Below are 19,079 nucleotides of genomic sequence, written 5' to 3'. Positions count from 1 at the left end.
CACTGGTCTAGGAGCAGCGCAGCAGCGTCATGAAGCCAAAGTCCATGTGTATTTGCTGGTGGCAATGCAATAGGGACAGCCCGGATTGGTCGGCGGTGAAGTCGACGTCCATGATCTGGTAGCCGCCCAGCATCGCGACATCCTTGTACACACCGGTGGTGGGGGTGCCGGCGACATGGGTGATTTCGAAGGAGTGCCGATGCAAATGCATGGGGTGGATGTCATCGGTGGCGTTGCGGAACCGCAGCCGGTAGCGCTGTCCACTGCTGAGGTCGAGCACCGGTTGGTTGGTCTCCGCGGAAAAAGCGGTGTTGTTGATGGTCCAGATGTTGAACCCGCTGTCGGCGGCGTTGCGCTTCTCGATGAGCAGGTCGATGACGTGATCGGCCGCTGGCGCGGTGCCGCCGTGGCCGAATACGCGGTAATCCCAGCGATACTCGGGCGGCGGCGCCCATTGTGGGTCCCCGGTGCGGCCGGCGTATTCGACGACCACGCCCATGCCCGCTTGGCGATCCGCGTCGGACAGGTCGCCCATAATCCACACGCCCGGATTGTTCATTTCCACGATCGCGCAGACGCGTTCGGCGGCGCCCAGCCACAACACCGGCACCGCGACAGGTTTGGGCACCGAGTTGCCGTCGAGGGCGACGACGGTGAAGGAGTGTCCGGGTAGGGCGAGGCTGCGGTTCTCGGTGGCGCTGCCGTTGAGGACATGCAGCAGGACCCGCTCGCCGGTCTTCACGCGAACCGGATCGCCGTGGCCCAGGCTGCGGCCGTTGATCGTGAAGACGTCATAGCCGACTTCGTAGCCGTGCGGGGTTCCGGCGGCCAGTGAGACGTTCATCGCTTGCTCGCCCTTGTCTTGGAGCTCTGCGACCTCGTCGCCGGCCAGGAAGCCGCCGGGCATATCGCCGCCCTGGCTCAGGCTGGGTTCAAACTCCTTGAGGGTCAAGAACACTTCGCGGTCGTAGGCGCCCGGCTCCGTCGTGGGCTCGATGTAGACCGGCCCGACCAAGCCGCCATATTGGCCGCCGGTCAAGTCGGCGCCCGGGTTGAGGTGGGTGTGGTAAAAGCGGAAGCCCGGGGGGCCGGGCACAAACGAGATCCGGCGCATGCCGTGGGCGGCGATGAACGGGGTGCCTTCCTCGGCCGAGCCGTCAACGTCGGCGGGTAGGTGCTGTCCGTGCCAGTGCAGCTGCTGTGGGGTAGCGGTGTCGTTGTGGACGTCGACGCTAATCTGCTTGCCTTCGGTGAATCTGAGTAGCGGTCCGGGAAATTGGCCGTTGTAGGTGGTGGTCGACACCAGCTTGCCCGGCGCCACTTCCACTTGGCTCGTAGCGATGCGCAGCGTGTAGTCGGCCGTGCCGCGGTGCGGTTGCTGCGCGCACCCGCCGGCCATACCGCTGGCGGTCAGCGTCGCCAGGCCGGACCACTTGAGGAAGTTGCGGCGGTCAACGGGCATCGGTGACCCAACCCAACCCTATCGCCGCCAACTCGAACTCCGATATCGTATTCCGATAATCTTGGCCCAGCTTACCGCAAGTGGAGGCGTAGCAGTGGATGCGGACACGGTGTTCGACTTCGCCGACGTCGTCGTAGAACGCGATGGGTTGCGGGCGCTGGACGGGTTCAGCGCCGCCGTCCCGGGCCAAGGAGTGACGGCCGTGTTCGGCCCGTCGGGATCGGGCAAGTCGACGGTGCTGCGCTTGTGCAACCGGCTGGAGGTGCCGACCAGCGGACGAGTCCTGTTCTACGGCACGGACATTGCCGACATCGACCCGTTATGGCTGCGGCGCCGAGTGGGCATGTGTTTCCAGCGTCCGACGCCGTTTCCGGGCACCGTGGCCGATAACCTGCGGGTCGTCGAGCCGACTGCTTCGCAAGCCCAGATGCGGGACACGCTAGCGCGGGTGGCTTTGATTGGATCCTGGCTGGACCGCGACGCTACCGCCCTGTCGGGCGGGGAGGCGCAGCGCATGTGCCTGGCTCGCACGCTGATGGCGCAACCGCAGGTGTTGTTGCTGGACGAGCCGACCTCCGCCGTTGACGCCGAAGCGGCCAAGGTGATCGAGCGAGCGGTGCGTGAGCTTGCCGACGACGGGATTCCCGCATTATGGGTCACCCACGATCCGGCGCAGGCCGCGCGGGCCGCTGATCGGATTCTGCACCTCGAGTACGGCCGTTGCACGGGGCTTGGGCGGACGGCGACATGAGCGGGCAGGTTAGTTGGGTCGGGCTGGCGACATCGCTGGCTTTGGTGGTATTTGCCGCGGCGATTTCGTGGTGGCAGCGGTTGGGTCTGCAGCGTCAGGTGCTGTGGGCGGCGGCCCGCGCGTTGGTTCAGCTGCTGTTGGTGGGCGGTGCGTTGACGCTGCTCTTCGCGCCGGGCCGGTCGCTGTGGTGGTCGTTTGCGTGGACGGCCGGCATGATCGCCTATGCCGGCGACGTCGCCCGCCGACGGGCGCCGGAAGTGCCTCGGCTGGCGCCGCTGGCCATCGCCGCATTCGCCGCCGCGGCCGCGATCACGCTGGGCGTGTTGTTTGGGCTGCGCGTCTTCCCGCTGCAGGCTCGCACGCTGGTGCCGATCGCCGGGATGATGATCGGCAACTCGATGACCGCGATGGTGCTGGTGGCTCGGCGCCTGGTTGACGAGCTGCGTGACAAACGGGACGAGGTGGAAGCCAGGCTGGCCCTGGGTCAGCCCTCGCACCTGGCGGCAGCTCCTTATCTGCGGATCGCGTTGCGGTCGGCGATCTCCCCGCAGGTCGAGACCACCAAAGCCACCGGGCTGGTGTTCCTTCCGGGGGCCATGACCGGACTCATCCTGGCCGGGGTGCCCCCGGTGCAGGCCGTGCTGGTGCAGGCGGTGGTGATGTTCCTCGTCCTCGGCTCGGTCGCGACCACCACCGTGGTCGTGGCCGTTGGGCTGGTGCATCTGGTATTCACCCGCGACCATCGGTTGCTGCCGCTTCGTTCCCGGCCGCAGCGCTAGCGCAGATCCTTGGGACGCGCCGCGGCGAGTGCGTCGAGGAATGACCGGGCCCACCGGTCCACATTGTGGGCCAGCACCTGGCGTCGCAGCGCGCGCATCCGGCGCCGCCCCTCCTCGTCCGTCTGGTTGAGCGCCGCCTCGATGGCGTCCTTGAGTCCTTCCAGGTCATGCGGGTTGACCAGGTATGACTGTCGTAACTCGGCGGCGGCGCCGGTGAATTCGCTGAGAACCAGGGCGCCGCCCAGATCGCTGCGGCAGGCGACGTACTCCTTGGCCACCAGGTTCATCCCGTCGCGCAGCGGGGTGACCAGCATGACATCGCTGGCCACGAAATACGCAATCAGCTCAGCGCGGGGCACGGGGCGGTGCAGGTAGTGCACCACCGGGTGACCGACCTCCGCGTATTCGCCGTTAATATGGCCGACCTGACGTTCGATGTCGTTACGCAGGAGCTGGTAGCTCTCGACCCGTTCTCGGCTGGGTGTCGCCAGCTGGATCAAGACCGTGTCATTGCGCTTGGCTCGGCCCTCGGCCAGTAGCTCGGCAAAGGCTTTCAGCCGCACGTTGATGCCCTTGGTGTAGTCCAGCCGGTCGACACCCAGCAGTATCTTGCGGGGGTTACCGAGCTCGGCGCGGATTTCCCGGGCGCGGCGCTTGACGTCGCGGTCGCGCGCCGCCTGGTCCAGGGCGCTGGAGTCGATGGAGATGGGGAAGGCGCCCACTCGGACGGTGCGGGACTCGAGGTTAACCTCGCCGAACCGCGACCGCACGCCGACGGTGCCGCGCGAGGTTTCGGCGTCGAGCAGTGTCCTGGCCAGAAACAGGAAATTTTGCGCGCCGCCGGCAAGTTGGAATCCCACCAGGTCGGCGCCGAGCAGACCTTGGGTGATCTCGGTACGCCACGGCAGCTGCATGAACAGCTCCACCGGCGGAAACGGGATGTGCAAAAAGAAGCCGATGGTCAGATCCGGGCGCATGGTCCGCAGCATCTTCGGAACCAGTTGCAGCTGATAGTCCTGCACCCACACGGTCCCGCCGCGGGCGGCCGCGCGGGCGGTGGCCTCGGCGAAGCGTCGGTTGACCTGGACGTATCGATCCCACCATTCGCGGTGGTACAGCGGCTTGACGATGACGTCGTGGTAGAGCGGCCACAGTGTGGCGTTGGAAAAACCTTCGTAATACTCTGCGACGTCGTCGCCGGAAAGCCGCACCGGATGAAGCTCCAGTTCGTCCTGCACGATGGGCTTGTCCACTACGGCGGCGTCGGCCTCGGCGACCCCCGGCCAGCCAACCCACGCCCCGCGACGCCGGCGCAGCAGCGGTTCCAGGGCTGTCACCAGCCCGCCGGGGCTGCGCTTCCAGGTGGTGGTGCCGTCCGGCAGGCGCTCCTGATCGACGGGCAGTCGGTTGGCGACGACCACAAAATCCGAGTCGCCGAAAACCTCCGCATTCTTAGGCTCTGCGGACCGGCGTCCTCGGGGAGCCATTAGCTCTCGTGCTTTGCCGGTCCAATACCGAGCATGGACAAGAAAATGCGGCACTCATCGGCATCGTTCGCGTATGCGGCGACGACGCGTCTGGCCTGGCTCGCGGTGCTGTCGGCAACCGGTTCGACGTCGCCGATATCACCATGGTCGGTTTTCGTAGGCATGACACAACTGTAAGCCAAGCTCAGACGCCCTTGGCGGACACGGCGCCCGGGCCAGGCTCAATCTGCAGCGAGCACCTCTTTGGCGGCCAGCCGCCCGACTGCGCGCACCGCTGACACAGTGGTACGGCCACCCGTCGGCCACCCTCTTACAGTGTTCGTCGTAACGTGTGAAGATCCAGTGGCAGCCCCGAGGCAAGCCCGAGACAAGGTGGGCGCAAATGACCCTCTCCGACCACCCCGCAGCCCAGGCGGACAGTGCGCAGCCCGCTGAGCTGGTGGCCTATGAAACCCTCGATGAGGGGCGCGTAGCGCGTATCTGGCTCAACCGGCCGGCGGCTCACAACGCGCAGAATCGGACCCTGCTGGTTCAACTCGACGCGGCGTTCTGCCGCGCCGAGGCAAACGACACCGTTCGGGTGGTGATCCTGGCCGCGCGCGGCAAAAACTTTTCCGCCGGGCACGATCTCGGGTCCGAGGAAACGGTGCTGGAGCGCAAGCCCGGACCTACCCAGCATCCGACCTTCCGTTCGCATGGCGCCACCCGCGATGCGGTCGTGGAGAAGCTTTACCTGCAGGAGTGGCACTTCTACTTCCAAAATACCTGCCGCTGGCGCGATTTGCGCAAGATCACCATTGCCCAGGTGCAGGGGAACGCGATCTCGGCGGGGCTGATGTTGATCTGGGCGTGCGATCTGATCGTCGCCGCCGACGACGCCAAGTTCAGCGACGTGGTGGCGGTGCGGCTGGGTATGCCGGGCGTCGAATACTATGCTCACCCTTGGGAATTCGGTCCGCGTAAGGCTAAAGAGCTGCTCTTAACCGGTGATTCTTTGGATGCCGACGAGGCTTATCGGCTTGGGATGGTGTCGAAGGTGTTCCCCGCGGCCGAACTGGAGGAAAAGACGTTGGAGTTCGCGCGGCGCATCGCCGAGCGGCCCACCATGGCGGCCCTGTTGGTCAAGGACTCGGTCAACGCCGCCTCCGACGCCATGGGCTTCACCGAGGCGCTGCGGCACGCGTTCCACGTCCACGAGTTGGGACACGCGCACTGGGCGGCCCACAACGAGACCAGATACCCGGTGGGCCTGCCGCCCGACGTCGAAGACTGGCGCACCGCCGGGCCGACCCGGGTGGCCCGCCGCGACACGCCCTAGTGCGCTGCTGGCCCGGCGCCACCTGCGCCCGCATGATTCCATGGCTGAGACGTGGTTTTGCTTCGGCGTGAGGGGCTCGCATGCAGCTTCCGTTTCAGCATCGGACCTACCTGGTCACCGGGGGCGGCAGCGGCATCGGTAAGGGGGTGGCCGCCGGGCTGGTGGCGGCCGGAGCCTCGGTCATGATCGTCGGCCGCAACCCGGACCGGCTGGCGAGCGCCGTTGCCGCACTCGAAACGTTGCAAGCCCACGGCGGCGCTATCTGCTCCGAGCCCGCCGACGTCACCAAAGAAGACGAGATCGCGCGGGCGGTCGAAGCGGTGACGGCATGGCACGGCCAGCTGCACGGGGTCGTCCATTGTGCCGGCGGATCGGAGACCATCGGGCCGATCACCCAGATCGACTCGGCGGCATGGCGTCGCACCGTCGACCTCAACGTCAACGGCACCATGTACGTGCTCAAGCACGCCGCGCGGGAAATGGTTCGCGGCGGCGGCGGGTCCTTCGTGGGAATCTCGTCCATCGCGGCCAGCAATACGCATCGTTGGTTCGGTGCCTACGGAGTCACCAAGTCCGCCGTCGACCATCTCATGCAGTTGGCGGCCGACGAGCTGGGCCCGTCGTGGGTGCGGGTCAACAGCATCCGCCCGGGCCTGATCCGCACCGAACTCGTCGCGCCCGTCACTGAATCAACCGAGCTGAGCCGCGACTACGCAGTCTGCACTCCGTTGCCGCGGATCGGCGAAATCGAGGACGTCGCGAACCTGGCGATGTTTCTGCTCAGCGATGCCGCCAGCTTCGTCACCGGTCAGGTCATCAACGTCGACGGCGGCCAGATGTTGCGACGGGGCCCGGACTTCTCGGCCATGCTGGAGCCGGTGTTCGGCCGCGACGGGCTACGGGGAGTGCTCTGATCGAGCCGGCGATTCAGTGCCGGCGTCCCGGTCGGCGAGCATGGTCACCGCCGACCAGTCCAGGTGCCCGGCACCGGTGGCCACCAGCCTCAATAAGCGGTCGCGCAGCAGACTGGCGATGGGCAGCGGCACCTGCAGGTCTTCGGCTGCGGCGAGCAGCAGCCGGATATCCTTGAGCCCAAGTGTCGCCGCAAATGCGGCCGGCTCGAACTGCTGCCGCGCGATCGGCCCGCCGTAGGACTGGTAGGTCGGTGAGGCGAACAGCGTCGAGGTGAGGATGTCGACGTACTGCTGCCGGTCCACACCGGCCTTGGCGACCAGCGCGACGGCCTCGCCGACGGACTCGATGGCTGACGCGATCAGGAAGTTGCCGCTCAACTTCACCAGATTGGCGACATGGGGGTGTTCGGATACCACGAACGTGCGCTGGCCGAGCGCGTCGAACAGCGGACCCAACGGCTGCAATACCCCCGGTGGGCCGGCGGCAACGATGAACAGCTTCGCGGCCGCGGCCGCGTCGGGCCGGCCGAACACCGGCGCTGCGGCATACCGCTGGCCGGCTTCGGCATGGGCGGCCGCCAGCCGCTGCGACAGGGCCACGCTGATGGTGCTCAAGCTGACGTGCGTGGCTCCCGGGGCCAGCGCGGCCAGCAGGCCGCCCTCGCCAAAGACCACGTTCTCGACGGCCTGGTCGTCGGCCAGCATGGTGCAGACGACCTCATCGGTGCAGGCCTCCGCGACAGTACGGACCGCGGTCCCGCCCTGCCGGACGAGGGCTTTCGCCTTCGCGGGCGATCAGTTGTAGACGATGACGCGATGTCCCGCGTCCAGCAGGTTTGCCGCCATGCCGGCCCCCATATTCCCCAGGCCGATAAATCCGATGTGCATCCGTCAACGATGCCCTGCCGGCGCGATGTCCGCCCGCGTCGTGGGCGGTGAAAAATGTCCTAGGTGAAGCGACTTGACGGCCAGCGAATCTTGGTGACCGGCGCCGCATCGGGCATCGGTCAGGCTACTGCGCTGCGGTTGCTCGACGAGGGTGCCGCGGTGGTTGGCTCCGGCGGGCAATATTAAGTCGGGCATCACCGACGCCACCGCAGGATACCTTCCGCCCGATGCGAATTGGTCGCTGTTTGCTCGGCTGTTGCCGGTCCTGCCCACCACTCAACAATCCAGCGGCGTCGGCAGGGCTGGTCCGTCGGTACTCGCCGGCGTCATCGCCATGTACGGCGCGTTCATCACCGGCACCGAAATCCGCATTGACGGCGGGACACACGCCTAATTCACGCAGGGGACCCCGCCGCCATCGATCGGTTTCCCGTGGTCGGGCGTCGGATATGTGGTGGTGGTAGCCCCGCTGCCCCCGCTGTAATAGGTGTTGGGTCTACTCACCGCTGCGCCTGTCGTGGCGTCTTCAGATTCCTCGGGCGTCGGCATCGCGAAATCGGTGTCGACGGTCAACTGGATGTGTTGCGGTGAAAGGCTGGGATCCGCCGTCACGGTGTCAACGCCCAGCAAGGTAGCCAGGTTTTGCGCGTCCGTTTCCGCACCAGGACCGTATTTGATCGTGGTGGACGACGGATCGCTCGATAGGCGGTCCCGAACCATACCTGCGGCGTAGCCGCGCTTGAGCAGCGCATTGGACACCTGGCTGGCCATGCCACTGATGCTGCCGGCATTGACCACGTCGACCACGGTGGCCGGGCTGGGTTTGGCAGCCGTAGGGGTGGTTATCGTCGAAGGGGCGGCGCCGAGCGCCGCCGCGATCTCCGCCTTGATCGCGGCCGGGTCGATGATATTGACATCCTGGCCGTCGATGTTGTCATAGCGCACCACGGGCAGCGTCCTGAACTCCACGTTCTCGCCCGCCAGGTCACCCATGCGGCGGAACAGATTTTCGTCCCACCCGGCTGACAGCACGACATCCTTGCGCGCCACGGCCATCAGGCTGTTGAGCCGGTCCAGATTGGTGAAGGAGCCCGAATCCTGCAGCTCGCCCATGACCGACGACAAAAACGCTTGCTGCCGGTGGGTACGGTCCAGGTCCCCGTTTTCCAGGCCGTGACGCTGCCGGACAAACGCCAGCGCCTGCGAAGCGTCTAACCGCTGGCGGCCGGCGGGGAAGTCGGCTCCGGAATAGGAGTCGTACACGTCGTGGTTCAGACACACGTCAACGCCTCCCAGGGTCTGGGCGAGGTCGTAAAAGCCGGCCAGATTGACCTCAGCGAAGTAGTCGATCGGCACGCCGGTCAGGCTGCGCACCGCACGCAGGGTCGCCGCCCGACCCGCTTCGCGTCCCCGCATTTCCAGCTCTCGCTGCGAGCTCACACCCTGATTGGCCAACTGCTGCGCGACGTACTGCTTGGTGAGCCCGTAGGCCTCTTTGATCTTGATGTGGTTGTATCCCGGAACGCCGGTAAAGGGCACCCAGTCGTCTCGGGGAATCGAAAAGGCGACGACTTTGCCGTCCGCGCCGACGTGCACGAGGATCAGGGTGTTGGTGTTATAGCCACCTTGGTCGGAATCACCCGCGTGTAGGTGCTTCAAGATCGACCAGGGCAGGTCGTTGCCCTCTTGGTCTTTGCGGGAGTCCAGCCCGATAAGCAAGATGTTCATGTTGTTGCCGGTCGAGCGTGGATCTTCCGGGGTCAGGGCCTGCGAGATCGTGATGCCGCCGAGCGCGCCGTGCGCCACCCAATAGCCCGCTCCGGTCATCCCCAATGCCACCGCTGACACCAGGGTCATGAAGCTCCGCGACAACCGCCTGCGGATCGGTGATGGCTTACGAACAGCACGACGGCGGTGACGCCCGCCCGAACCACCCATTACGAGCCTCGAATCACGCGCCACCCAGCCGGCACCCGGCCGGCGGTTTGCGGTGACGTTGCTCGTTGCATGCCGTCTAGTATGCGGTAGATTGCTGCGTTGTCCCCACCTCGGAAGTGCTGGTGTGGGCAGACTCACCCGCCTGGCAGCCGTCACGTTGGGGCCGCCTTAGTACCGCGACCTGCGCATTCTGGCTAGAATTCGCCAGGCTCGGAAGTACCGGGGGGGAGGGCAGGAACATGGCGTCTGACGATATCGATCCCAGCTGGCCCGCGCCGGCATATGAGCCGTCCGACGATGTCGACACGACTCCACCGTCCAGGAACGGCCGGTACGGGCGCGCCATGTGGCAGTTGGCTGTGCTGGGAGCCCTGATAGCCCTCGTCGTCGTGGCGGTCGTGGTGTTTTCGGATGAGCACCGCCGCGCTGCCACATCGCCGCCGTCCTCACCGTCGCCCGCCACCGCCTCGTCAAACCCGTCGGCGACGATCTCTGCCGCGCCCGCGGGACCATGCGGGCCGGATCAGGCAGCGGCAATATCAGCGGCGCTCGCCCAGATCCCTCCGGACAAGAAAACCGGCAAACCGTGGCAGCCCAATCCGGAATCCAGCGACTATGACCCATGCGCGGACTTGTCCGCGGTGGTGGTGACGGTGGTGGACGCCACCCGCAGTTCCCCCGATCAGGCGCTGATGTTCCATCGCGGCGTCTTTGTCGGCACTGCGACGCCGGGGGCATACCCGTTCACTCAGCTGGAGGCGCCGGCTTCGACCGACGACTTGGTGGTGCTGACCTATCGGACCAGGCAAAGCTGCGACGCCTGCGAGGACGGCACGCTGACCACCGTCGGGTTTCAGTGGCAAGGTGACCACGTTCAGATGCTCGATTCGCCACCGGAGTCTCTGGATGCACCGCCGTGATCCGGCGCACCCTTTCGAGCCCTACCCAACCCGTGGAATGGAGCGTGCAGGTGCCGACTTCACCGCCGGCAGGATGGTATTTCAATCCTGACGGTTCAGGGGGACAGCGATATTGGAACGGTCGACATTGGACCAAGCATTGTCGGGCGGACCCCTCGAGCGCACCCTCGCCGTTGGCGGCCTTCGCCGGACGGGCGCGCCGGGGTTGGTCCCGCCTGCCCGTCGCGCTGCGGTTGATGCTTCCGGTCGCTGTAGTGCTGACCTTGGTGGGAGTCGGATTTGTGTTCTGGGTGGGATCACCGCGCGACGACTGGGCGAGCCTGCCCAAGCGCCTCAGCTGTCAGATGCGCGAGGGGCCGAGGCCTCCGGAGAGCATTACCGTGGCTTCGGTCGACGTCAAGCATCCCCGCAGTGGGGTGCTTGAGCTGGTGGTTCGCTCCACGCAGCCGCTGCCGCAATCACCAATCGGTACCCATGCGTCGGGCTTTGTCGGTTACGTTTTGACCTACAGCGTTGCCAACAGTGGCAAGAAATTCGTCGAACTGGGCCCGGAACAAGACACCGACGACCTCTCCATCGTGAGTACGTTGGGGCCCAATAACAGCGAGACGTACATGCGTCCAGACCGTGACACCAATGCTCGCAGAATCATGCCCGACACCGTGCAGATTAGTCTTGAACTGAAGCGACTGGGGATTGACAACCAAATGGTGATGCCCGAGCTGACGGTGGCCTCCCAATTCAACACGCCGTCGACCACTACCGTGCGATACGCGCTGCAAGTTTGCCGCAGCTAAGCGAGGCCTTGGGACCTCGTGTCTGTTGAACGATTTCTTCGCCAGAGGTGTAATACCAACGGATGTTCGAGCCGATTACGTTGCCGCCGGCGTCCAGTGTGGCGGCGCACGTGCAGCCCGGCGCGCCGCACCGTTGCTTGATCGGCATGGCCAGTGCGGCGATCAACAGCACAACCACAATCCAGACCACAACCGGGACCCTGGTCAATGCGGACCTCGTTTCGACAAGGAAGCATCACTGCAGGCAAGTGTATGCAGTCCGCGGGACGGCGCCGACCCAACGCGCGCTGAGCCGCTGCGCCGGCAAGTTGAGCACCCGATTGGTGTGGCAGTCGGTGACCTAGCCGGCCACCGGGCCTGCCTGCTTGACCCGCCCGTACTTGGCTATGGCCCAGACCAGTAAGACGAAGGCCAGCGTGCCGCAGACCAAGTACAACAAACCCAACGGCGTCTGGGTGCGTTCATGCAGCGCGCCGACCACTGCCATGGCGGCGGTGACCACTAGATAGCCACCGGCGCTGACCAGACCACCGATCAACCCGAGGTTGCGGGTAAATAAGCCCATGGCCAGGCCGTACATCTGCGGACATAGCACCCCGCAACCCGCCAACGCCAGGCAGCAGCCAGTGGTGAGTGCCCACGCGTGGTTTCCGACTAGCAGGCCGGATCCGACGAGCACCGCGGCGCCCATCCCGAACACGGCAAGGGCGCCCGTAGCGAGTCGGCGTGCCGAGAGGCGCACGGCCAGCACACCGCAAGCTAATTCCCCACAGAGGTTTGCCACCCCGACGATCAGCGCCATCAAACCATAGGCTGCGGGGGAAAAACCCAGATTCTCCTGATACAAGAACGGTCCGGCCACCCCGAAGGCTAGCTGCGCCGAGGCCATCAGCCCGAACACCAGTACGAAGCTCATGAACACCCGATGCCGCAACGCGTCGGTTAGCACCTGGGCGACCAGGCCCGGCTTGATCGGTGAACGTTCTTGTCGCGCAAGCGTTTCGGGTACCTTCAGCAGGACGATCACAGCGACGAGCGCGGCCAGCGCCGCGATCGAGACGAACACTAGCCGCCAGGACACATATTGGACAAGCACCCCTCCCACCGCCGGTGCCAGCACCGGTGCCAATCCCCACGCGACGCCGAGCAGACCGGAAATAGCGGTCAACCGTCCGTCGCGGAAGCAATCGGCGGCAATCGCATACGGCACCACTACACACGCGGAGGCAGCCGCACCCTCGACCGCCCGCGCGGCCAGCAGTATCGGCACGCTGGTGGCTACCGCACACAGCATGCTGGTTGCCACGACGATGCCCAGGCAGGTCAACAGCACTGGCCTGCGGCCTCGTGCGTCGGCAATGACTCCGATGGGTACGAAAGCCAGGCTCATCCCGAACAGGTAGGCCGCCACGGTGTGCTGCATAGCGGCCGGTGATGCGTGCAGATCGACGGCCATCTGGGGCAGTGCCGGCGTGTAGAGGTCGAGCGGTATCTGGCTCATCGGCACAACCAGCATCAGGAGCGCAACCAGATGCCGTGGCACAGACGCGGGGCCGGGCTCGGGATACGCGTCCCTCACACGGCCACATGATAGGCGGGGTCATCGCGCTTTGTGCGCACATTCGTCGACTATTGCGCTGAACACCACTGAACACCACCTAGTGAAAGCGGGTCTGGGTGCCCAGCGCGGGCGCTCGGTGCGAAGATTGCTGCCCGTGAGTGCAAGTTGGGGTTCCATGCTGGCCAGTCTCACCGCGCTCGCGCTGGTGATCGCCGTCTCGCCGCTGACCGTAATTCCAGCGGTGCTGGTGTTGCACGCACCGCGTCCACGGCCAGCGAGCGCCGCATTCCTGGGCGGCTGGCTGGTGGGGCTGGTAGCGGTGACGGGCATGTCCGTCGCGGGGTCCGGCATGCTGGGTGGTCTACACACAGCGCCGCCGGCCTGGGCCTCGTGGCTGCGGGTAGTTCTTGGGGCGGCACTCATCGTCTTCGGCAGCTATCGGTGGCTGCGCCGGCACGGGCACACCGAATCGCCGCGTTGGATGCGCTCGTTTTCCACCATTACCCCGCGGCGCGCCGGGATAACCGGTGCGGTGCTGGTGGTGGCACGACCCGAGGTACTCATCATCTGCCTGGCGGCCGGCTTGGCCATCGGCACCAGTGCGCTCGGCATTGCGGGCAAGTGGACGTGCGCCGGCGCCTTCGTCGTTCTCTCTGCATCGACGGTCGCCGCCCCAATAGTGGCGTACCTCAGCGCCGGTGACCGCCTCGATGAGCCGCTGACTCGGCTCAAAGACTGGATGGCCAAAAATCACGCGGCCATGCTCGCCGTTGTGTTGGTGGTAATCGGGTTGATGGTGCTCTACAACGGGATTGGGGCCCTATAGCCAATTGTCAGCGGCGTCCAGGCTTGGCGGCCGCGATCACCATGACGGCTAGCGCGATCGCACCCACTGCGATCAAGGGACGCCACCACTGTTCGCCGAGCCAGTAGATATTGGCGCCGATCAGACCCGGATGGTCCGCGTCGCCAAACAGCCAGTTGCGCGCGACAGGCGTTGCCAGCGAAAGCACCGTGCCGGCGAGGGTAACGGACAGTAGCGCGAAAAGCGTTCTGCTGGAGAACTGCCAGGTTCCTAGCACGATTAGGTAACTACCGGTGCCGGCCATGATCAGGCCGGTGACTCCGAGCACCGTTGCCGATTGAATCGCGGTGGCAACACCGAGGATCAGCAGCACGACGCCGACCAGGATCGTGGTTCGGGCGATGCCTTTGGTCAAAGACACAACCCGGTATCCACCCAGCGCCAGGGTCCGTAGGGTGAGCACGGATGGCTTGAGAGCACTGGGTAGCCACCGAATCGACCCAGCCGCCGCAGCTGCGGTTGCGGCTGCCTTCGCGAGGGTTTGCGCCATGAGCGGCGAGCGCTTGTCGCTGAGAAACGATTCCTCTGCAACCGGATTCTCGTTCAACAGGGCGTATTTGGCGTCTCCTGGGCTGGCGTCCAACACCTTGCGGGCCCAGCTGCGCGATGTCGTTGGGCTCCAATCCGGTCGCTCTCCCGGCTGTGGGTCGATCACTGTGTTGGCCAATCCGTCTAGCTCCTCGTCCAGGATTCGTCGCTGCCACGCCTGCGCTAGCCACAGTGCGGTCAGCGGCATGCTGGTCGGTATCGTCCGTGCCGGGTCGTCCAGAAATGCCAGCTCCTCGAGGACCATGCGCTCGGTCAACAGTTGCTTGGTTCCGCCGCCGACTGCCGGCAGTTGATAGCCGGAGCTTGGAAACTCAGGTGCGCCAAGGTTTTTGAGTTGGCGGACAAACCATTGCGATCGCTTTTCCGGCCCGGGTTTACCCACCCGGGTCTGCGCTATCCAATGCACCCGCCGAGGGTTCAGCAGCACGTGGACGAGCCAGCCGGCCCCGTCGAGTCGTCCCCACATCCAGTCATTGGCTCGCCAGGACCGCTTGTAAAAGGCGCCGAAGTCATGAAACTGCATGCCGGTCAGCTTGTGGCGGGCGGTCCCGAAATCGGGCGCGAGCAGACTGCGTGTATCGGCGCTCACCTGTACCAGCTCGATGGGCTGCTCGATGCCGGAATCTGCCGGCAGCATGGCCCGCTGGGTAGCAGCCAGATCGAACAGTTTCGTCGCTATCGTCGTGCGGTCGCCCCCAGCCCCTAGATAGTCCAGGTAGGTCTCGAGCGCACTGGCGCCTATGCGATCGTGCGAGAGCAATGAGCCCGGCTCGGCGGCCGGTGCAGCGTTGCCGCACAACCGCTGCAGCGTGTCATAACCGTTGACCAACGCCTCGCCGAGCCGGTCCCAGGCGTCCTCTTGCACTGCTAGCTGTTGGAGATAGCCGTCGGCGATCAAGGCAGCGGCATCCTTGAGCGACCCTGCCCGCAGAACCTTGTCCGCGCACACCGCCCGAATGAGCTCACCTAGGTCGACGGCGGTGGGCGCCGGACCGGCGGCATGAATGGCGGCAGTGAGCGCCGCCAATTCGGCGATATCGCCGTCTGACCTCACTAGGTGGTAGGCCGCCTGAGCGACGGCCAGCGCACTGCCTTTCGCAATGTTGTACGCGGGCTGGCCATATCGGGCAAGGTCGGCCGGCCGCTCGGGCAGCGGCTGGTCTGGCGGTTGCGACCAACACCTCAGCATCGCCTGTGTGATGTGCTGCCGGCACACTTTCTCGGCGTCGCCTGCCGCGAGTTCGGGTTCCCAGTTCTTCGGGACTCCTTCGGCTGACGTGCTCGAGGTCAGCGGCCAGCTGTCCAGCTGGCGGAGAAGCGCATCGGTCAGCTCGCGCGCATGTGTTCTCGCCTCGCGCACCTGGTAATCGGTCAGCAGTGGCGGTGTCAGCAGCCGAGTGTCTGGCGGCAGTGTTGCCGCCAGTTCCGCGAGACGCAGTTTGGCGTCTATCCGCGCCGCCGCACGGTCCTGATGGCCGCGGATCGCGCGCAGGTCGGTGGCGATCGACTGGGTGGTGATTGCACCCAGATCCCGCAGCAGGCCGGCGAGCAGCCCGAGCCGGTCGTCGGCAGTGTCGGCTGAAGTCTGTGGCACCAGGCTGGGTGCGGGCCCGGACGACGGGACGACGAAGAGCAGCACCCGGCGCACCGGGCGGCGGGCCGGGCGGTCACAGATGCGTTTGAGCAACACGTCGATGGGCCGGTTGTCGAGCAGGCTGCCGTCGGCGACCCAGTGCGGCCGGGTGATATTGGCGTACGGCGCCATCGGCGGTCGAGCCGGGGCAGCGCCCTGCGCCGGGGTTCCTTCCATGAAGGGCACAAAGGCGGGCTCGAAGGCGAGGGGAAATGCTGCTGAGCTGCGCGCAGCCAGCGCCAGCGCCGAGGCGATGCCCGGCTGCGCCAGGTCGGTCTCGGAGAAGGTAAACAGACCGCGTCGGTTGACGTATTGGACGCGAGTGCCGAACGAGTCGGTGAAGCTGCTTGCCTCTCCAGACAGCAGTGTTGTCGTGACGTAGAGCGTGGTGGACGGGGTACGGGTGCCGCCGGGAAACTCCGTGGGCGGGAACGGTCCAAGCTCGAGTTTGGGCAGCTGCGTGGCGAACGTGGCGTACAGCTGCTCGTCGCCGTACAGCAGGGACGGCGTGAACTCGTCCCGGGGGTCGCGCAGCAGGTCGGTCAAAGTGCCGAGATCGAGCCAGAGATCACGTAGCCCGCCCAGGTCAGCGCCCGAGACGCGGGACGAGGCAAGCAAAGCCGCGTTGATGCCGCCTGCGCTGGTCCCGGACAGGATGTCGATGTCGACGATCATGTCGAGCATATCGATGAGTTCGGCGTAGAGCCGCAGGGATGCCGCCGACTCGGTGGTAAGCCGGCTATTGGTTGGGAAGGTCCCGCCGGCTCGGCGCCATTGTGATGCTTGCGCGAGCAGGTTGAGTTCGCGCGCGACGCCGGCCATCCAGACCGCGAGGCTGACGCCGCCCGTCATCATCGTGGCGAGTCGGAGTTCGAGCGTCAGCTGGCTCACCGGTGTCGGCTCGTCAAATTCCATCAAGTACCCCTCACTGTCGCCCGATTGGTTATCCGAGCTGAGCCCCGCGGCCTAGATTCGCCAGATCGCGGCACAGCTGGGGAAGCCCGTTTGGCTGCAAACACGCGCGCCGACGCCAGCATGCTATCGGCGAACTACGCGTCGATGAGTGATTCCGCGTCGGCGCACACCGTCATGTCGCGCTCCCTCGGGCCACGTCGCGCCAAAGGTATCGCCGAACTGGGCTACCGGCGCCTGGGCGGGATCCCTGACTCATCGTCGATAACAGTCGACCGGTTCGTCTCGGACTTGGCTGACCACGGGTGTTCGGACATTGGCGCGGAGCTGGTGTCAACACGGCCGGCTAACTGGTGAGCTCGCCTTAGTATCACCTGATGACGATTGCGCCGGAACCGTTCTCGATACAGGGTCCGGGGGGTGTCCGCATAGTTGCTGACCGCTTCGGCGATCCCCAGGCGCGTGCTGTGGTGTTCATGCACGGGGGCGGGCAGACCCGCCGATCTTGGGGGCGGGCCGCTGCCGGCGTGGCCGAGCGAGGTTGGCAAGCCGTCGCGGTCGACTTGCGCGGCCACGGCGAATCCGACTGGTCGCACGCGGGCGATTATCGCGTCGCGAGCTTCGCTAGCGATGTTCAGGAGCTGTTGCGTGGCCTGCCCCCGCGCCCGGTCCTGGTGGGTGCTTCCCTGGGCGGGTTCACTTCGATGCTGCTGGCCGGGGAACTGTCACCGGGCATCGCCAGCGCGGTCGTGCTGGTGGACATCGTGCCGAACATGGACCCGTCCGGGGCAGATCGCATCCACGCCTTCATGGCGAATCGGGTGGAATCCGGGTTCAGCTCACTTGACGAGGTCGCTGACATGATTGCCGAGTACAACCCGCATCGGCCCCGGCCCGCAGATCTGGAAGGTCTCACCACCAATCTCCGCCGGCGTGGGGATCGTTGGTATTGGCACTGGGACCCGCAATTCATCAGCGGCACCGCGGCGTTTCCTCCGATCGAGGTCACCGATGTCGATCGGCTCTGCGCTGCCGTGGCCGTCATTCTGCGCAGCGGTGTACCGATGCTGCTCGTTCGGGGGCAGATGAGTGACCTAGTCAGCCAGGAACGAGCTGACGAATTTCTTTCCCGCTTTCCGGATGTCGAATTCGCCGATGTCCGCGGCGCGGGACATATGGTGGCCGGCGATCGCAACGACATTTTCGCCGGCGCCGTCCTGAATTTCCTGGCCCGACACGTCGCCACCGCTTGACTGTTCAGCGTTGCAGCGGCCATTGGAGCTGGCTCTTGGAGTGGTCGGCCGTGGCCCTCATTTCACCGCCGAATCCCGTGAGCACATCGGCACGCATTTGCTGTGTTGCACCGAAGGCCTTGATCGCTGCGACCATAGAGTCATAGCCGGCCTGCGATTTTCGACGGCAGCAACGCGCGCCCTGAGATTGGCGAGGACTCTGTCAAGGTCTTCTGCTGTGGCCACGTCGGCATCGTAAGGCTTCGGCAGCTTGATCGGCGTTAGGAGGCGAGCCCGGCATCCACCAGGCTTTGCACGCCGCTCTCGCAACCCCGCAGGAAATCGGGGCCATTCACCCCATTGACGGATTGCATCGCTGACAGCTCTTTGGCGCAGACCGTGTTGACCCGATCGGAGAGGTTGATGGCGTCCTCGGGAAAACCCATGGCCCGCATTCTGCTAACGGTGAAGCGGCCATCCTTGACCGCCTTGGTGTAGCCCAACTGGTAGGACGGGCCGGTTTCGGCGGTGTCGGCAAGAGCGGGGGCGCTGACAATCAGTGTCGTTGCGGCGGCCATGCCCAAGGCCAGTCGAGACAGCTGGCCCGTCGTCCTGTGCCAGCGTGAGGACCGTGGGTTGTCGCTGGTAGCTGCGTTGTCAGTCATCGCACTAGCCCGGATCTGGAAGAGAGGATCTTGCTTCCTGGAACGGCCGTCTGTGCCGTCTTGACGCCTCATGCGGGCTACTCTAGGGCATTAGTTCCAAAAATGGAATAATATCTCTAAAAATTACCGAAATTGAATCGTCGGTCATCGTGTGTTCCCAAGTGTGTGTCGATGTTGACCCAATCAGGAACGGGCACTACGTTGATGAGATGCCAAGACGTAGTCGAGCAGGTAGAGACCTTGGCCGCGTGCTTGAGTGGCTACTCAACCGCGATGTTCCGGATAGTGAAATCGGTTCCGCGCTGAAGTTGCCCAAGGCCACGTACTCCCGGCGCAAGGACGCCGATGACTTTCCTAACTTTGCCGAGCTGATCTCGGTGGGTGAGTACTTTGGTGTGTCGCCGCGGG

At 65.4% G+C, this 19,079-nt stretch carries 17 protein-coding genes and 5 pseudogenes; 13 read left to right on the top strand and 9 right to left on the bottom strand.

What is annotated here, in order from left to right:
- Nucleotides 1-7 precede the first annotated feature (7 nt).
- Complete coding sequence (locus F0Q45_RS07595) at nt 8-1,462, bottom strand: multicopper oxidase family protein (RefSeq protein ID WP_149653353.1); 1,455 nt, start codon at nt 1,460-1,462, stop codon at nt 8-10.
- Between the two features lie 94 nt (nt 1,463-1,556).
- Here F0Q45_RS07595 and F0Q45_RS07590 point away from each other — a divergent pair, with 94 nt between their 5' ends.
- Nucleotides 1,557-2,213: an ABC transporter ATP-binding protein gene (locus F0Q45_RS07590; RefSeq protein WP_149653352.1), complete on the top strand. Its 657-nt coding sequence runs from the start codon at nt 1,557-1,559 to the stop codon at nt 2,211-2,213.
- Nucleotides 2,210-2,992 (top strand): ABC transporter permease, encoded by a 783-nt coding sequence (locus F0Q45_RS07585; RefSeq protein ID WP_149653351.1) that lies wholly within the window; start codon nt 2,210-2,212, stop codon nt 2,990-2,992. Before F0Q45_RS07590 ends, F0Q45_RS07585 begins: the two co-directional genes overlap by 4 nt.
- Here F0Q45_RS07585 and F0Q45_RS07580 read toward each other — a convergent pair.
- Together F0Q45_RS07580 and F0Q45_RS07575 are read right to left on the bottom strand one after the other, a co-directional pair.
- Nucleotides 2,989-4,479: an alpha,alpha-trehalose-phosphate synthase (UDP-forming) gene (locus F0Q45_RS07580; RefSeq protein WP_149653350.1), complete on the bottom strand. Its 1,491-nt coding sequence runs from the start codon at nt 4,477-4,479 to the stop codon at nt 2,989-2,991. The genes F0Q45_RS07585 and F0Q45_RS07580 overlap by 4 nt on opposite strands.
- Nucleotides 4,479-4,643, bottom strand: a complete 165-nt coding sequence (locus F0Q45_RS07575) for a hypothetical protein (RefSeq protein WP_149653349.1) — start codon at nt 4,641-4,643, stop codon at nt 4,479-4,481. Before F0Q45_RS07575 ends, F0Q45_RS07580 begins: the two co-directional genes overlap by 1 nt.
- Nucleotides 4,644-4,861: 218 nt before the next feature.
- Between F0Q45_RS07575 and F0Q45_RS07570 the strand changes: the two genes are divergently transcribed.
- Both F0Q45_RS07570 and F0Q45_RS07565 read left to right on the top strand, forming a co-directional pair.
- On the top strand, nt 4,862-5,797 hold the full coding sequence (locus tag F0Q45_RS07570) for an enoyl-CoA hydratase (RefSeq protein ID WP_149653348.1): 936 nt from the start codon (nt 4,862-4,864) through the stop codon (nt 5,795-5,797).
- Between the two features lie 80 nt (nt 5,798-5,877).
- Nucleotides 5,878-6,711, top strand: coding sequence for an SDR family oxidoreductase (locus F0Q45_RS07565; RefSeq protein ID WP_149653347.1), 834 nt, complete (start codon nt 5,878-5,880; stop codon nt 6,709-6,711).
- On the opposite strand, the pseudogene F0Q45_RS07560 reads toward F0Q45_RS07565, so the two are convergent.
- Nucleotides 6,694-7,599 (bottom strand): annotated as a pseudogene (locus tag F0Q45_RS07560) (NAD(P)-dependent oxidoreductase). The gene F0Q45_RS07565 and the pseudogene F0Q45_RS07560 overlap by 18 nt on opposite strands.
- Before the next feature lie 63 nt (nt 7,600-7,662).
- On the opposite strand from F0Q45_RS07560, the gene F0Q45_RS29130 reads away from it, so the two are divergent.
- Together F0Q45_RS29130 and F0Q45_RS07555 are read left to right on the top strand one after the other, a co-directional pair.
- Nucleotides 7,663-7,785 (top strand): SDR family NAD(P)-dependent oxidoreductase, encoded by a 123-nt coding sequence (locus F0Q45_RS29130; RefSeq protein WP_262490909.1) that lies wholly within the window; start codon nt 7,663-7,665, stop codon nt 7,783-7,785.
- Nucleotides 7,775-7,993, top strand: a pseudogene (locus F0Q45_RS07555) (short-chain dehydrogenase); the annotation flags it as partial. The gene F0Q45_RS29130 and the pseudogene F0Q45_RS07555, both read left to right, overlap by 11 nt.
- Here the strand turns inward: F0Q45_RS07555 and F0Q45_RS07550 are convergent.
- Nucleotides 7,990-9,537, bottom strand: coding sequence for an LCP family protein (locus F0Q45_RS07550; RefSeq protein ID WP_149653346.1), 1,548 nt, complete (start codon nt 9,535-9,537; stop codon nt 7,990-7,992). The pseudogene F0Q45_RS07555 and the gene F0Q45_RS07550 sit on opposite strands and share 4 nt — an antisense overlap.
- Nucleotides 9,538-9,776: 239 nt before the next feature.
- On the opposite strand from F0Q45_RS07550, the gene F0Q45_RS07545 reads away from it, so the two are divergent.
- The 3 genes and pseudogenes from F0Q45_RS07545 (at nt 9,777) to F0Q45_RS07540 (ending at nt 11,254) form a co-directional block, all read left to right on the top strand.
- On the top strand, nt 9,777-10,457 hold the full coding sequence (locus F0Q45_RS07545; protein ID WP_149653345.1) for an LppP/LprE family lipoprotein: 681 nt from the start codon (nt 9,777-9,779) through the stop codon (nt 10,455-10,457).
- Nucleotides 10,454-10,612, top strand: a pseudogene (locus F0Q45_RS29125) (DUF2510 domain-containing protein); the annotation flags it as partial. The gene F0Q45_RS07545 and the pseudogene F0Q45_RS29125, both read left to right, overlap by 4 nt.
- An 81-nt stretch (nt 10,613-10,693) precedes the next feature.
- Entirely contained in the window at nt 10,694-11,254 is a 561-nt protein-coding gene (locus tag F0Q45_RS07540; protein WP_262490910.1) for a DUF2510 domain-containing protein, read from the top strand.
- Between the two features lie 25 nt (nt 11,255-11,279).
- Here the strand turns inward: F0Q45_RS07540 and F0Q45_RS29120 are convergent.
- A pseudogene (locus tag F0Q45_RS29120) lies at nt 11,280-11,462 on the bottom strand (hypothetical protein); the annotation flags it as partial.
- Nucleotides 11,463-11,594: 132 nt separating this feature from the next.
- Entirely contained in the window at nt 11,595-12,833 is a 1,239-nt protein-coding gene (locus F0Q45_RS07530; protein WP_262490908.1) for a multidrug effflux MFS transporter, read from the bottom strand.
- 136 nt (nt 12,834-12,969) lie between these two features.
- Here F0Q45_RS07530 and F0Q45_RS07525 point away from each other — a divergent pair, with 136 nt between their 5' ends.
- The gene (locus tag F0Q45_RS07525; RefSeq protein ID WP_262490907.1) at nt 12,970-13,641 is read left to right on the top strand and encodes a GAP family protein; all 672 of its coding nucleotides are present in this window, start codon (nt 12,970-12,972) and stop codon (nt 13,639-13,641) included.
- 7 nt (nt 13,642-13,648) lie between these two features.
- On the opposite strand, the gene F0Q45_RS07520 is transcribed toward F0Q45_RS07525, so the two are convergent.
- The gene (locus F0Q45_RS07520; protein ID WP_149653343.1) at nt 13,649-16,777 is read right to left on the bottom strand and encodes a patatin-like protein; all 3,129 of its coding nucleotides are present in this window, start codon (nt 16,775-16,777) and stop codon (nt 13,649-13,651) included.
- 90 nt (nt 16,778-16,867) lie between these two features.
- Between F0Q45_RS07520 and F0Q45_RS07515 the strand changes: the two genes are divergently transcribed.
- Both F0Q45_RS07515 and F0Q45_RS07510 read left to right on the top strand, forming a co-directional pair.
- A complete protein-coding gene (locus tag F0Q45_RS07515) occupies nt 16,868-17,131 on the top strand; it encodes a hypothetical protein (RefSeq protein ID WP_149653342.1) in 264 nt (87 codons plus the stop codon).
- Nucleotides 17,132-17,151: 20 nt separating this feature from the next.
- A complete protein-coding gene (locus tag F0Q45_RS07510; RefSeq protein WP_188112832.1) occupies nt 17,152-18,027 on the top strand; it encodes an alpha/beta fold hydrolase in 876 nt (291 codons plus the stop codon).
- Nucleotides 18,028-18,287: 260 nt separating this feature from the next.
- On the opposite strand, the gene F0Q45_RS07500 is transcribed toward F0Q45_RS07510, so the two are convergent.
- The gene (locus F0Q45_RS07500; protein WP_149653341.1) at nt 18,288-18,671 is read right to left on the bottom strand and encodes a hypothetical protein; all 384 of its coding nucleotides are present in this window, start codon (nt 18,669-18,671) and stop codon (nt 18,288-18,290) included.
- A gap of 209 nt (nt 18,672-18,880) precedes the next feature.
- Here F0Q45_RS07500 and F0Q45_RS07495 point away from each other — a divergent pair.
- A pseudogene (locus F0Q45_RS07495) lies at nt 18,881-19,079 on the top strand (hypothetical protein); the annotation flags it as partial.

It is taken from the genome of Mycobacterium simiae, assembly GCF_008370645.1.
Lineage (GTDB): Bacteria > Actinomycetota > Actinomycetes > Mycobacteriales > Mycobacteriaceae > Mycobacterium > Mycobacterium simiae_A.
The sequence above is the reverse complement of the archived record's forward strand: the minus strand, read 5'-3'. Positions and strand labels throughout refer to the sequence as shown.